The 13,709-nt window shown below is 68.5% G+C and carries 14 protein-coding genes; 8 read left to right on the forward strand and 6 right to left on the reverse strand.

The annotated features are described in order from the left end of the window. The first annotated feature begins 38 nt into the window (after window positions 1–38). On the forward strand, window positions 39–833 hold the full coding sequence (locus tag MPLG2_RS11440; RefSeq protein WP_105186234.1) for a PIG-L family deacetylase: 795 nt from the start codon (window positions 39–41) through the stop codon (window positions 831–833). Window positions 834–840: 7 nt separating this feature from the next. Continuing rightward, entirely contained in the window at window positions 841–1,218 is a 378-nt protein-coding gene (locus MPLG2_RS11445) for a hypothetical protein (RefSeq protein ID WP_105186235.1), read from the forward strand. Here MPLG2_RS11445 and MPLG2_RS11450 read toward each other — a convergent pair. Continuing rightward, the gene (locus tag MPLG2_RS11450) at window positions 1,207–1,968 is read right to left on the reverse strand and encodes a decaprenylphospho-beta-D-erythro-pentofuranosid-2-ulose 2-reductase (RefSeq protein WP_105186236.1); all 762 of its coding nucleotides are present in this window, start codon (window positions 1,966–1,968) and stop codon (window positions 1,207–1,209) included. The genes MPLG2_RS11445 and MPLG2_RS11450 overlap by 12 nt on opposite strands. Window positions 1,969–2,009: 41 nt before the next feature. Then, the gene (locus MPLG2_RS11455; RefSeq protein ID WP_105186237.1) at window positions 2,010–3,440 is read right to left on the reverse strand and encodes an FAD-binding oxidoreductase; all 1,431 of its coding nucleotides are present in this window, start codon (window positions 3,438–3,440) and stop codon (window positions 2,010–2,012) included. Window positions 3,441–3,692: 252 nt separating this feature from the next. On the opposite strand from MPLG2_RS11455, the gene MPLG2_RS11460 reads away from it, so the two are divergent. Genes MPLG2_RS11460 through MPLG2_RS18505 form a run of 3 tightly spaced genes read left to right on the forward strand, consistent with a single transcriptional unit; the run spans window position 3,693 to window position 4,341 of the window. Next, window positions 3,693–4,025, forward strand: a complete 333-nt coding sequence (locus tag MPLG2_RS11460; protein ID WP_105186238.1) for a hypothetical protein — start codon at window positions 3,693–3,695, stop codon at window positions 4,023–4,025. Beyond that, window positions 4,016–4,216, forward strand: a complete 201-nt coding sequence (locus tag MPLG2_RS11465; RefSeq protein ID WP_158681098.1) for a hypothetical protein — start codon at window positions 4,016–4,018, stop codon at window positions 4,214–4,216. The genes MPLG2_RS11460 and MPLG2_RS11465 overlap by 10 nt, the downstream gene beginning before the upstream one ends. Further along, entirely contained in the window at window positions 4,195–4,341 is a 147-nt protein-coding gene (locus MPLG2_RS18505) for a hypothetical protein (protein ID WP_158681100.1), read from the forward strand. The genes MPLG2_RS11465 and MPLG2_RS18505 overlap by 22 nt, the downstream gene beginning before the upstream one ends. A gap of 20 nt (window positions 4,342–4,361) precedes the next feature. Here MPLG2_RS18505 and MPLG2_RS11470 read toward each other — a convergent pair whose 3' ends face one another. Then, the gene (locus MPLG2_RS11470) at window positions 4,362–6,044 is read right to left on the reverse strand and encodes a hypothetical protein (protein WP_105186240.1); all 1,683 of its coding nucleotides are present in this window, start codon (window positions 6,042–6,044) and stop codon (window positions 4,362–4,364) included. 48 nt (window positions 6,045–6,092) lie between these two features. Between MPLG2_RS11470 and MPLG2_RS11475 the strand changes: the two genes are divergently transcribed. Both MPLG2_RS11475 and MPLG2_RS11480 read left to right on the forward strand, forming a co-directional pair. Next, a complete protein-coding gene (locus tag MPLG2_RS11475; protein WP_105186241.1) occupies window positions 6,093–6,884 on the forward strand; it encodes an MBL fold metallo-hydrolase in 792 nt (263 codons plus the stop codon). Window positions 6,885–7,433: 549 nt separating this feature from the next. Then, window positions 7,434–8,012, forward strand: coding sequence for a hypothetical protein (locus MPLG2_RS11480; protein WP_105186242.1), 579 nt, complete (start codon window positions 7,434–7,436; stop codon window positions 8,010–8,012). A gap of 324 nt (window positions 8,013–8,336) precedes the next feature. Here the strand turns inward: MPLG2_RS11480 and MPLG2_RS11485 are convergent, their stop codons facing one another. Continuing rightward, window positions 8,337–11,297: a bifunctional [glutamine synthetase] adenylyltransferase/[glutamine synthetase]-adenylyl-L-tyrosine phosphorylase gene (locus MPLG2_RS11485; protein WP_105186243.1), complete on the reverse strand. Its 2,961-nt coding sequence runs from the start codon at window positions 11,295–11,297 to the stop codon at window positions 8,337–8,339. Between the two features lie 70 nt (window positions 11,298–11,367). Here MPLG2_RS11485 and MPLG2_RS11490 point away from each other — a divergent pair, with 70 nt between their 5' ends. Continuing rightward, window positions 11,368–11,739 carry a sterol carrier family protein gene (locus MPLG2_RS11490; RefSeq protein WP_105186244.1) on the forward strand — a complete coding sequence of 124 codons (372 nt, stop codon included), beginning with the start codon at window positions 11,368–11,370 and terminating at the stop codon, window positions 11,737–11,739. A 111-nt stretch (window positions 11,740–11,850) separates the two neighbouring features. On the opposite strand, the gene glnA is transcribed toward MPLG2_RS11490, so the two are convergent. Both glnA and MPLG2_RS11500 read right to left on the reverse strand, forming a co-directional pair. Further along, a complete protein-coding gene (gene glnA, locus MPLG2_RS11495; protein ID WP_105186245.1) occupies window positions 11,851–13,188 on the reverse strand; it encodes a type I glutamate--ammonia ligase in 1,338 nt (445 codons plus the stop codon). A gap of 291 nt (window positions 13,189–13,479) precedes the next feature. Further along, window positions 13,480–13,695 (reverse strand): hypothetical protein, encoded by a 216-nt coding sequence (locus MPLG2_RS11500; protein WP_105186246.1) that lies wholly within the window; start codon window positions 13,693–13,695, stop codon window positions 13,480–13,482. Window positions 13,696–13,709: the final 14 nt, after the last annotated feature.

The raw sequence follows: 13,709 nt of genomic DNA on the forward strand, positions 1-13,709 counted from the left end.
GAGAACCGTCCCATTCGGGCTCGGGCATACTTGCCGCCGTGTCCACGATCGTGTTCGTTCATGCCCACCCCGACGACGAAGGCACCCTGACCGCCGGGTCGATGATCCGGGCCGCCGAGGAGGGCCATCGCGTGGTGGTGGTGTTCGCCACCCACGGTGAGCACGGCGAGGCTGCCGTTGATCTCGCAGCCGGCGAAACCGTGGCGCAGCGCCGCATGAAGGAGGCGGCCAACGCCGCCGAGGTCGCCGGTATCGAGCGTGTGCACTGGTTGGGCTATGCCGACTCGGGCATGGCGGGGTGGACGCAGAACAACGACCCCGACGCGTTCCTGCAGGCCGATCTCGACCAGGCGGCCGGGCGGCTGGCAGCCGTGCTCGACCATGAACAGGCGGACGTGCTGGTGGGCTACGACTGGCACGGCAACTACGGCCATCCCGATCACGTCAGGGTGCACCAGGTCGTGCGCCGGGCGGCCGAACTGGCCGCCCAGCGTCCGCGATTGTTCGAGGCCACGATGAACCGCGACCTCATGCGACGCAACTTCGAGTTGGCGAAGAGCGCAGGCATCGAGGGCGCGGAAGACTTCGACCCCGACGCTCCGATGACCGACGGCAACCCGCTCGGCACCCCCGAGGCCGAACTCAACCTACAGGTCGACGTCACCGGCCAACTGGCCAAGCGGCGCACGATGATGGCCTGCCACATCAGCCAGGTCACCGACGTGGGGGGCATGCTGGCCATGCCGGTGGAAGCGTTCGAGGCGATGTTCAGCCGCGAGCACTACATCGAGGTGGGCAGCACCGACCCGATGCGCCTCGGCTGGCTGGTGTGAACCCGTGATGAGCGATTCTCACCCGGTGACCGACCAGTTCTGGCCCACCCTGCCGCAGCCCCTCGACCGATCCGACGACTCACGTGAGCCGTCGAACACCGAGTTCACGGTGATCGTCGAACAGACCGAGGGCAGCGGCAACAGCATGCGCTGGCTGGCCGTGCCGGTGACGCCGAGCACCTGGGACGACCGCGAAACCGCCCGCGCCGAGGCCCAGCGGTACGCCTGGACGTTTCAACCGCGGCACCCGATGAGCGAACAGCGGCGGTCGGTCTACCGAGTCTCGCCCGATGAGTACCTGGTGATCATCGAGGGCGCCACCATGACGTTCTCACTGCGGGTCACCGTGGCCGAGCCGCTCGGCTACCACAGCTCAGATCGGTAGCCTGCGAAACACCGGACGGGGCACGTGCCGCAGCGCCATCATCACGAACCGGAACGCCGGCGGCACCCAGATCAGCGTCTTGCCGTCGGCGACGGCCTGCACGATCTGCTTCGCTGCGTCCCCCTTGTCGACGGTCAGCGGCGCCTCTTTCACGCCGGCCGACATGCGCGTGCGCACCTGCCCGGGCCGGACGACGAGCACCTTGGGCCCCAGCCCGTCCAACGCCTCACCGAGGTTGAGGTAGAAGCCGTCGAGCCCGGCCTTGGTCGAGCCGTAGACGAAGTTCGAGCGCCGCACCCGCTCGCCGGCCACGGTGCTCATGGCCACGATCTGGCCGTGGCCCTGCGCCTTGAACCGCTCGCCGAGCAGCACGCCGACGCTGACCGCGCCGGTGTAGTTGACCTGGCAGATCTGCACGGCTTTGGCCTGGTTCTGCCAAAGTTCTTCGGCGTCGCCGAGCAGGCCGAACGCCACGATGGCCAGGTCGATGTCGCCGCCGGCGAAGGCTGCCTCGACCACCGCGGGGTGGGTGTCGAACGCGGTGGCGTCGAAGTCGAGCACCTCAACCGCGGTGGCGCCCTGCACCTTCAGGGCGTCCACCGACGCCTCGGTCAGCGGGTCGCCCGGCTGGCAGGCCAGCACCACGCGCACGGGCTGGCGGCGCAGGTACTCGGTGATGATCGCCAGGCCGATCTCAGAGGTGCCACCCAGCAGCAGAATCGACTGCGGGTTGCCGACGGCGTCGAACATGGGGTCTCGCTTTCGTGCGTGATTCGCGGGGACGCGTGGGGTCAGATGAGTTCGAGCCGGCGGCCCAGGTCTGAGGCGAACACCCCGTCGGGGTCGATGGCGCGCCGGGTCGCGATCCACGCGTCGATGTCGGGGTACATGGCGTGGAAGGTGGCGGCTGTGGTGCGGCTGTCCTTGGCGGTGTAGAGCCGTCCGCCGAACTCGAGAATGCGGGCGTCCAGCCCGGTCAGAAACTCGTTCAGCCCGGCCTTGATCGGAAAGTCGACGCACACGTTCCAGCCCGCCATCGGGTAGCTGAGCGGGGCGCGGTTGCCCTCGCCGAACAGCTTGAACACGTTGAGGAACGAGTAGTGGCCCGAGCGTTGGATGTCGCCGATGATCGCCTTGAACTCATCGATCGCCGACGGCGGCACCACGAACTGGTACTGCAGAAAGCCGGCCGGCCCATAAGCGCGGTTCCACTCGCTGAACATGTCGAGCGGGTGATAGAAGCCGGTGAGGGTCTGGATCTTGTTGGTGTAGTTGCCCGACTTGGCGTACCACACCGTGCCCAGCGCGCTGAAGGTGAACTTGTTGGCCAGCCCGTTGGGAAAGACGTCGGGCAGTTCGAACAGCGGCTTGGCGCTGAAGTGCAGGGGGTCGGCGGCCAGTTTGGGCGCATACTCCTGCAGTTGCGCGAGCGTGGCCAGGCTGCCGCGTGACACGGCGGCACGACCGAGTTTGGGGGGCGCCGAGATGGCGTCGAACCAGGCCGAGCTGTAGTCGTAGCGGGCCTCGGAGCCGTCGGAGTGCACTGCGATGGTCTCGTCGAGACTGTCGGTGACCACGCCGTCGGCCAGAAAGTACGCGGTTTCGGTGCGGGTCATCGCCAGCCGCACCCGCAGAATGATGCCGGTCATGCCCACACCGCCGATGGTGGCCCAGAACAGGCTGCCGTCGGGGTCGTCGGAACTGCCTTCGGGGGTGAGGGTGAGCACCCGTCCATCGGCCACCAGCAGGTCCATGGACGTGACGTGGTCGCCGAAGCTGCCCGCCGAATGGTGGTTCTTGCCGTGCACGTCGCAGCCGATGGCACCGCCGATGGTGACCTGGCGGGTGCCGGGCAGCACGGGCACCCACAGGCCGTAGGGCAGGGCGGCACGCATCAGGGCGTCGAGGCTGACCCCCGCGTCGAGGTCGATGATGCCGGTCTCGGTGTCGATCTCGTGGATGGTGTCGAGGCCGTTCATGTCGATCACCAGGCCGCCGGTGTTCTGGGCCACGTCGCCGTAGCTGCGCCCCAGCCCCCGCGCGACCACGCCGCGCTTGAGGTGTGACGGCTTGCCGGCGTTGTGGTCGGCCACCGCGGCCACGGCCGCGATCACGCGGTCGGGGGTGGTGGGACGCAACACGTGCGACAGGCCGGACGCGGTGCGTCCCCAGCCCGAGAGCGGTTCGAGAGAGGTTGGCAGGTCGGTCGCTGTAGTGAACATCGGGGCTCAGTCTATCGCCGGGCGCCGGTGCGCACCGGCCGCGTGCAGGATCGTCCGACCGGGCTCACCTCAGGTGCTGGGCCGGATCTGCACCATCGGTGGTCGAGCGTGTGGAGACCACGCATGGTCAGAGGTTTCGACGAGTTGGGCGTGCGATCGTCGGCGCGCAACTGCCGCGTGCAGTACGTTGACGCCAGCCCAACAGGTGCCGATCGGACGGCCCGGGGCGTGAGCGCGGCGGCAGGGGGCCACATGAAGCCCATCGTCACCGCGATCGGCTACGGCTTCGTGGGCGGAATCGTGACCACCCTGGTGCTCAAGCTGATCCGCGGCGTCTCCGACTTCGTCTGGGGCTGGACCGGGGGCCAAGGCCCCATCGTGATCTTCGCGGTGGTGATGGTCGGCGGCGGCATCATCGCCCTGCTTCGCCACCGCGACCCCAACCAGAACTTCGACGACCAGCTTCGCGAGGGCCAGGGCGATCGTCCGGCACCGCTGAGCCGAACCGGCAACGCGGCCGCGCTGGGCATCACCTCGTTCGGGTTCGGCGGTGCCATCGGCCTGAGGGCGGCGTGGTGGCGGTGATCGAGGCGCTGTCGAGCCAGGTGTCGACGCGGCTGTCGAGCGACGTGCAGCAACAGCGACTCATTCGTCAGGCCGGGCTGGCCGGATCGCTGGGGCGGCCTGTACGGCTCACCCCCGGTGGGGCGAGCTACGCCGACACCGAGGCCAAGGCCCGTGGTGGTTGCTGTTCGTGGCCGCCACGTTCGGGCTGATCGGGGTGTACGCGTTCTCGGCGGTGTTTCCGAGCCACGGCGAAGGGCTGAAGATTCCGGTGCCCGACCCGGCGCGCTCGATCGACCTGGGTCAGTCGGTGATGATGCTGCTGCCCACGGAATGACGAACGGTCGTCCCGGGACCTCAGCACAGGGTGGCCCGAGCTTCGGCCGGATCGACCGGAATGCGCAGCAGCGTCAGCTTCGGCGCCAGGGTGATGTTGGTAAAGAACCGCTGCACGGTCAGCGGCTCACTGATCGCGCTGATCAGGGTGGGCACGTCGCCGCAGGCCAGGGTGGCGCGGGCGTCGTTCAGCGCCTGGTCGTCGGGGTGCACGTCGGCGGCGGTGTAGCGAGCCATCGCCCACACCACCGGCTTGTAGGCGTGGCCGACGCGATACTGCGCGTCGGGCGCCAGCACCAGTCGTGACCCGATCGGGTCACCGAGCGAGGGCGGGTCGACCATCACCACGTGCAGCCCCGCGCCCACGCCGGCGATGCCCAGGGAGTTGATCACCACGTAGACGCCCTCGCCGTTGTAGGTGGGCAGCAAATCGTCGGGTTTGGTGATGTCGACGAAGTATGAGCGTCCGTCGGCGAGGTCTTTGGCGGCGCGCTGGGTGAGCTGAAAGCCGACGTCGGCCGACCAGTTCTCGGCGATCACCATCGCCCCCGGCCGGTCGGGCACGAAGGCGGAGTAGTAGCTGCGCTCGTCCACGATCATGCCGTTCCACAGGGCCGGCCTCAGCACCAGCCCGGCCACCAGCGCCCACACCAGGGTGAGCACCGCGAGCACACGCGTCCAGGCGGCGCCGCCGATCACGGCGACCGGCGCGAACAGCAGCACCGTGGCGGGCAGCAAGAACCGGGCGTGCATGAAGTCGCCGCCCACCGAGATCACGAAGCCCACGTGAATGGCGACACCGACCAGCGGCCCCAGCCACAGCGCGGTCAGGCCGGGGTCGCGGTCTTTGAAGCCGCGCGCCAGACCCACCGCGTACAGGGCCAGCGCGAACGCGACCGGCAGATACAGGTGGTAGGTGAACACGAAATCGCGCAGGTAGAGCAGACCCTGGGCCACCGATCCGTTGGCCTTGGCCAGGGCGGTGTTGGGCACGAGCGAGGCGTAGTAGCCCATGCGAAAGACCTCGTAGGCCACGGGCAGCGCCAGGGCGAAGCCGGCGGCACTCAGCCAGCCGGTGACTCGACGCTCCGATTGGCAGAGCAGCATGATGCCGAACACCAGGCTGACCAGGGCCAGGTCGGGCCGAATCAGCACGCCCAGCCCGATCAGCACCGCCACCGGCCACGGACGCCACGCGGGCAGCGGCTTGCGCGGGCGGTTGGCCCAACGCCTGGCCAGCGCCCAGAAGCAGGCCGCGATCCAGCAGAAGGTCAGCGACGTTTCGAGGCCAGAGGTGCCGAAGTCCCAAAACGGCGCCAGGCCGGCCAGGGCCGCGGTGCCGAGTGGCAGCACGACGCTGCTGCGGGCGGGCACCAGGTGCAGGGCGCCGAGACCGAGCAGCAGCATGGCCAGGGTGATGAAGCCGGTGCCCAGCCAGACCATCACCTCGCCCACCTCGGCCCACGGGGCCGCGAGCTTGCCGAGGGTGACGAAGAACAGCCACAGCGTCGAGGTGCCCACCTCGACCCGCTCGTTGAGGTTGTAGGTGGGTCCGTTGCCCGCCACGAGTTGCAGGATCACCCGCACGTTGATGAAGCCGTCGTCCGACACCCAGCGGCGCAGCCAGGTGAGCACGCCCACGACCACCGCCGGCAGCACCACCGACAGCACGACCCAGACGCGTCGGTTGGACGCTGCAGCCACGGGTTCCCCTCTCTGATCCGGCGTCCATTCTGACAGTAGGTTTAAGGCGTGGACGTGCTACTGCTCGGTACCGGCGCTTCGGACGGCGTGCCCAACAGTTGGTGTGCCTGCCCCACCTGTGCCGAGGCGAGGTCGTCGGGGTACGTGCGCACCAACGCGTCGGTGCTGGTGGACGGCCGGCTGCTGATCGACTGCGGCCCCGAGGCGCCCCGGCAGGCGTCCCGTGCGGGAGTCGAGCTCACCGGAGTTCGTACCGTGTTGATCTCGCACGCGCACGACGACCATCTCGACCCGGCGTTTCTGATGCACCGCGGCTGGGTGAGCACCGAACCGTTGCAGGTGATCGGACCCGCACCTGCGATCGAGCTGTGCCGCGACTGGCTGGCGCCCGACCAGACCGCGGTCACCCTCACAGTGGCGACGGCGGGCGACACGTTCGAGGTGGACGGCTACCGGGTGCAGGTGCTGCCCGCCACGCATCACGCCTTGGGCGAGGCGGTGCTGTACGCGGTGCAACGCGACGGCCGCTCGCTGCTGTACGCGACCGACACCGGGCCCTGGCGCACGAGGCTGCTCGAGCTCGTCCGGGGCTGGACGTTCGACCTGGTGCTGCTGGAGGAGACGTTCGGCGACAAGACCCCGCCGAATGCCGTCCATCACAACTTCGTGAGCTTCGGCGCTGCCGTGCAGGCGCTGTGCGCCGTCGGTGCGGTCGACGACGCCACCCGCGTGGTGGCGATTCATCTGGGCCACGACAACCCGCGGTTGGCGGAACTGACAAGCCGGTTGGCTGCCTTGGGCGCCGAGGTTCACCCGGACCTGACCGTGCTGCACATCTGACGATCGGTGCACTGCGGTAGACCCTTACTCGCCAACACCGATGCCGGCATCGATCACAGGTGCCGAACGGCGTCTGTGCTGCCGCGCCCTAACACGGCACCAGAAATCCAACCGGGCAGCAGAGGCAGATGCTGGCATCCGTCGCAGAGTTCCGAACGGTCATCGGCTGTTGTAATGCGATGGTGCCGTGCATCAAGCGGCGCCGATCATTGGGAGGGATGGGCGGTTTGAACACTTCTCGCCGCTCGTGCCCATGCTGAGGTCGTGATTCCGGATGAACTGCGTGACCATCGAATACTGAGCGTTGGGCAACTGACGCGGGCGGGCGTCACACCGGTCGACACTCGGCAGGCGTTGGCCGCTGGCGAGCTCACCCGCCTCAAGCGGGGCTGGTACACCCCACGAACCATGGAGTGGCCCACTGACCGGCACGCGCTAGTCGTGCAGGCTGAACTCAAAGACCACCCGGGCACAGTCCCCAGCCACCAATCGGGCGCGATTCTGCTTGGCTACCCCGTTCATCGACCTGACCTGAAACGAGTTCATCTGATGCGCGTCGACGACGGTCCGGCCCGCAGCCGCCCCACCGTCGTCATTCACCGTCGAGTCGACGACGCCGCAGTTCTGCTGCCTGCATTGGTGATCGCGCAGACTGCACTCACCTGCCCGGTATCTGGGCTGATGGCCATCGACCACGCCTTGCGGACGGGTTCCGTCACGCTCGCCGACGTCGAGTCATGGTGCTCACGACTGAAAGATCACGTCGGACGGGCACATCTGGTTCCTGTCCTGGCGCTCGCCGACGGTCGGCGAGAATCACCCCTGGAATCACATTCGGCGCTGACGTTTCACCATTGGGGGTGGCGCTTACACCCGCAGTTCGAGGTGCCTGGCACGCAATACCGCGCGGACGCCCGGCTGGGCGCCAGCCGCGTGCTGATCGAATGCGACGGGACCGGCAAGTACGACGAGCAGGGTAGCGAGATGCGTGAGAAGCTGCGCGAAGACGAGATCCGGTCGCTCGGCTGGGAGGTCGTGCGCATCACCACTGAGCTGTTAACCGAGCGCACCAAGCTGATTCGCCGCGTCAACGCGGCGCTTTCGAGGGCCCAGCGCCGCGCAGCTTGATCGCGGCGAACGAAGCAGGCGGTCTTCACCGATACCGACATCCGTCGGTAGTGCCGCCCACCGTCTCTGCTGCCGGTTAATAACACGGCACCAGACACCCGACCTGGCACCAGACACCGATGCCGCCATCAGATGCGAACTTCTCGCGGCGACTCCACAACGCCGGACTCGCCAACAATGCCTGCACCGATGCCGCCATCCGTCGGCAGTGCCGCCCACCGTCTCTGCTGCCGGTTAATAACACGGCACCAGACACCCGACCCGGCACCAGACACCGATGCCGCCATCAGATGCGAACGTGTCGTGGCTCGCCGCCCGGTCAGCTCAATCAAGGCCCCAGAAGACGTGGTCCATCACCTGACGCGCGTGCCGGGTTCGCCGGCGGTACTCGTCGAACAGAATGCTCGCCTCGCCCTTGTCGTAGCCCAGCAACTGCGCCACTGCACCCGCCTCGCGCGGGTCGGACGGAATCGTGTCGGACGCCCGTCCACGCAGCAGCAGAATCGCGTTGCGCAGGCGTCCGGCCAGCAGCCAGGCGTCGCGTAGGGCGCGCGCGTCGTCGACGGTGACCAGATCGGCCTGCTCGGCCGCAGCGAGTGCCGTCAGCGTCGACGTGGTACGCAGCCCCGGCACCTCGTGGGCGTTGGCCAACTGCAGCAACTGCACCACCCACTCGACATCTGACAGCCCACCGGGCCCCAGCTTGGTGTTGCGCAGCGGGTCACTGCCGCGCGGAATGCGCTCCACCTCCATGCGCGCCTTCAGCTTGCGGATCTCGAGCACCTGCTGCCGGAGCAACCCGTCAGCCGGGTAGCGCAACACGTCGATGCTCTCGAGCAGTTCGGCCGACAGTTCGGGGTCGCCCGCCCCGTGCGCCGCCCGCACCAGTGCCTGCGCCTCCCACGTCGACGACCAGCGCTCGTAGTAGGCCCGAAACGACGACAACGAGCGCACCATGGGCCCGTTCTTGCCCTCGGGGCGCAGATCGATGTCGATGTCGAGGGACGGGTCGGGGCCGGCCTTGGCCAGCACCGCACGCAGGTCTGAGGTGATCTGGGTGGCGATCTTCATCGCGTCCGGTCGATCGGAGTCTTCGACCACGAACATCGCGTCGGCGTCCGAGGCGTAGGCCAGCTCGCCGCCACCCCAGCGGCCCAGCGCGATCACCGCCATGCGCGGCGACCACTCGAACCGCCGCCGCACCACCTCGAGCGTGGCGTCGATGGTGGCGCTGATCAGTTCAGAAAGCCCGACGCCCACCGTGGTGAGGTCGATCAGCCCCAGAATGTCGGCCATCGCCACCCGCAGCAGTTCGCGGCGTCGCACCGCCCGAATGTGCTCCACCGCGACACTGACGTCGTCGTGCCGCTTGGCCGAAGCACGCATCTCGGCCAGGATCTCGCCGCGATCGCGCGGCTGCAGGTTGCTGGCGTCGCCCAGCATGCCCACCGACTGCGGTGCACGCATCATCAGGTCGACGGTGTAGCGGCTCGACGACAGAATGCGGGCCAGCCGCTCGGCCATCGCATCACCGTCACGCAACGCCCGCAGGTACCAATGCGTGCGCCCCATCGCCTCTGACACCTGCCGAAACGCCAGCAGCGCATGGTCGGGGTTGGGGCCGGCAGTGAACCACCCCAGCATCGCGGGCAGCAGTTGCCGCTGAATCTCGGCCTGTCGCGACAACCCCTGCGACAGCGCCTCGATGTGCCGCAGCGCCGCCTTCGGGTCGGCGTAGCCGAGCGCGCGCAGCCGCACCTCGGCCCCGTACGAGGTGAGCCGCACGGCCTCGGACGGAATGCGCGCCACCGCTTCGAGCAGCGGCGAGTAGAACAACCGCTGGTGCAGCTTGAGCACCCGCCTGGTGGCGTCGCGCCATCGGGTCAGCAGCTCGTCGACGTCGGCCATGCCCGTGCTGCGGGCGAGGCGGCGCAGGCTCAACTCGTCGTCGGGCATCAGGTGAGTGCGGCGCATCTTCTCCAGCTGAATGCGGTGCTCCAGCAGCCGCATCAGTCGGTACGCGGCGTCGAGGTCGCTGCCGTCGGAGCGTCCGACGTAGCCGTACTCGATCAGCTTGGCGAGGGCCGCCAGGGTGCCGGCCTGGCGCACCCGGTCGTCGGCCCGTCCGTGCACCAACTGAATCAACTGCACGCTGAACTCGACGTCGCGCAGACCACCGGCGCCCAGTTTGATCTCGCGGTCTGCCTCGCGGGCGGGCAGCAGCGAGATCACCCGGCGGCGCATGGCCTGGGTCTCTGACACGAACTGGTCGTTCTCGGCCACCCGCCACACCATCGGCGCCACCATGGCCACGAACTCGGCGGCCAAAGCCCGGTCACCCGCCATGGCGCGGGCCTTGAGCATGGCCTGAAACTCCCAGTTCTTGGCCCACTTCTCGTAATAGGCCTGGTGCGACGCCAGCGACCGCACCAGGGGCCCCGCCTTGCCCTCGGGACGCAACGCCGCGTCGAGTTGCCAGATGGTGCCGGCCGCGGTGTGCGCTGAGCACTCGCGAGTGAGGGCGCCGACGAGCTTGGCGGCCACCGCGATCGCCTCGGCGGTGCTGCACACCGGCTCGCCCGACTCGTCGAGCGCCGGTTCGGCGACGTAGAGCACGTCGACGTCGCTGACGTAGTTGAGCTCTTGGCCACCGGTCTTGCCCAGGGCGACGATGCCCAGGCGTGCCTTCTGCCAGCCGGGCACCTGTTCGCGAGCCAGCGCCAGGGCCGCCTCGACGGTGGCGTCGGCCAGGTCGGCCAGTTCGCCGGCGACGCTGGGCAGTTCGGCCAGGGGGTCGGTGCTGGTCAGGTCGCGGGCGGCGATGCGTAGCACCTCGCGCCGGTAGGCCAGCCGCAGCTCGTCCGACCGCTGCGGCTGCGCCACAGGTTGCTCGTCTCCGGGGTCGGCGCCGATCGGGCAGAGCACGGCCGCCCGTAACCCGGTCACGGCGCGGCGCTCGATCGGGCCGCGTAACACATCCACGTCGGCAGGGTGTGCACCCAGGTGCTGGTTGAGCGCGACACTGGCCCCGAGCACCCGGCAGACCCGTTCACCCCACTCGGGTTCTGCCACCAGCGCGGCCAACAGGTCGGGGCGAGCGGCGTCCAACCGGGTCAGTCCGTTGAGCGTCAGATCGGGGTCGGCCGAGGCGATCACCTGGTCGACCAACGCGCCGCAGCCGTCACCATGCTCGGCGAACCATGCGTCGAGGGTTTCTGCGGCCCGGTGCGGATCGCCGAACCCGAGCCGGGCGAGCGTGCCTTCGGTCGTCGTCGTCCGGTCCATAGCCGTGATGCTAGCCGCGACGCCCGTTCCATGGTGCCTGCACGATCACCGGCCGAGTAGCGTCGGCGGTATGCCCCGCCCCGCCAAGCCCTTGGACGCCTCGGACCTTCGCCGAGCCGTCCAGCTCCTCGACGACGGCGAGGTACTCGATCGGGCCGAGACCGCCCGGCTGGTGCGTGCCGTTTGCGCCGAGCTCGCCGGTCGGCACCCGGGCGGCAGCATCGAAGTGCGGGTGCCGCCGTTCGCGGCCGTTCAACTCGCCCTCGACGACGCCGGACGGCACCGCCGCGGCACCCCGCCCAACGTGGTCGAGTGCTCCCCCGAGGTGATGCTGCGGCTGGCGGCCGGTTCACTCACCTGGCTGGACGCCCTCGCCACCCATCAGGTGCGTGCGTCAGGCACCCGCAGCGATCTGGCCGGGGTGTTTCCGCTGATCGGCTGAGCGGGCGATTGGCCTCGGTGACGAAAGGTGAGCGCCAGTGAGCGCGACACGCCGCAAACAGGGCGTCTCAGCCGCACTGGCGCTCAGTTTTCGTTCGGTGAGCCCAACGCTTCACAGTGCAGGCAGTGAGGTGCGCAACTCCCACGGGGTGACCTGCGACCGGTAGGCCTCGTACTCGACCCGCTTGTTGCGCAACACGAAGTCGAACACGTGCTCGCCAAGGGTTTCGGCCGCCAGTTCGGAGTTCTCCATCAGCGTGATCGCGGTGTCGAGCGAGCGCGGCAACGGCTTGATGCCCAGCGACTGACGCTGCCGCTCGGTGAGGGTCCAGACGTCGTCTTCAGCACCCTCGGGCAACTCGTACTCGTTCTCGATGCCCGCGAGCCCCGCGCTGAGCACCAGCGCGTAGGCGAGGTAGGGGTTGGCCGCCGAGTCGATGGACCGCAGCTCCACCCGCGCCGAGGCACCCTTGCTGGGCTTGAACATCGGCACGCGCACCAGGGCCGAGCGGTTGTTCTGGCCCCAGCAGATGTAGCGCGGTGCCTCCGAGCCCGCCGCCAGCCGCTTGTAGCTGTTCACGAACTGGTTGGTCACCGCCGAGATCTCGGCCGCGTGACGCAGCAGGCCGGCGATGAACTGGCGGCCGATCTTCGACAGGTTGTATTCGGCAGAGGCGTCGTAGAACGCGTTGCTGTCGCCCTCGAACAGCGACACGTGCGTGTGCATGCCCGACCCGGGGTGGTTCTCCAGCGGTTTGGGCATGAACGAAGCGAACATGTTCTTCATCGCCGCGACCTCTTTGATCACCACCCGGAAGGTCATGATGTTGTCGGCCGTCATCAGCGCGTCTGCGTACCGCAGGTCGATCTCTTGCTGACCGGGGCCGCCCTCGTGGTGGCTGAACTCCACCGAGATGCCCATCTGCTCCAGCAGCGTGATCGCGTGCCGCCGGAAGTCGGTGCCCGCATTGGCGGTGGTGTGGTCGAAGTAGCCGCCCTGGTCGACCGGAATGGGCGGCTCGCCAGGCACCACCGGCTCTTTGAACAGGTAGAACTCGATCTCGGGGTGGGTGTAGAAGGTGAACCCCATGTCGGCGGCCTTGCGAAGCGCGCGCTTGAGCACGTAGCGCGGGTCGGCGAAGGCCGGCGAACCGTCGGGCAGCCGAATGTCGCAGAACATGCGCGCGGTGCCCTGCGTGGTGCCACGCCAGGGCAGCAACTGAAAGGTGGCGGGGTCGGGGTGCGCCACCATGTCGGCCTCGTAGACGCGGGTGAAGCCCTGAATGGCCGATCCGTCGAAGCCGATGCCCTCGGCGAAGGCGCCCTCCAACTCGGCGGGTGCGATTGCCACCGACTTCAGGTAGCCCAGCACGTCGGTGAACCACAGGCGGACGAAGCGGACGTCGCGCTCCTCCATGGCACGCAGGACGAACTCTGTCTGCTTATCCATGGCCGCTAGTCTGCCGTCCGGCGTGTTTCAGTTGGGTTACATCCACGAACGTGCGGACTGCTCAGGCTTTCGGCAGCGGCGGCGAGCTGTGAGCGTGACGGCGGTGAGATCCCGGCGTTCGCCGGGATGACGGGGGTGCCGGGTCGCCGGGACGACCGGTCGCGGGGTTGACCGGGTCGCCTGGGATGACGGGGCCGCCCGGTTGTTGGGGTCGCCCGGTTGTTTGGGTCGCCGGTACGAACGGGTCACCGGGACGACCGGGCTGACCGGCGGGGACGGTGCGCGGGCCGCTCAGGCCCCCATCACCGATGGCGAGTCGGGGTCGTCGCCGTATTCTTCGTCTTCGCGGTCCCACTGCTCGTTGCGCTTCTGCACGGTCTCGAGCGCCCGGCCGGCCTCGTCACGGGTGGCGTAGGGGCCCAGGCGATCCTCAGCCCGGCAACCGTCCCAGGGTTCGGCCGCGTTGTGCTTCAGGCACCAGTACCACTGATTCTGTTCGTCGGTCACGGCCGCCTCCTCGT

This window comes from Micropruina glycogenica (genome assembly GCF_900289045.1).
GTDB lineage: Bacteria > Actinomycetota > Actinomycetes > Propionibacteriales > Propionibacteriaceae > Micropruina > Micropruina glycogenica.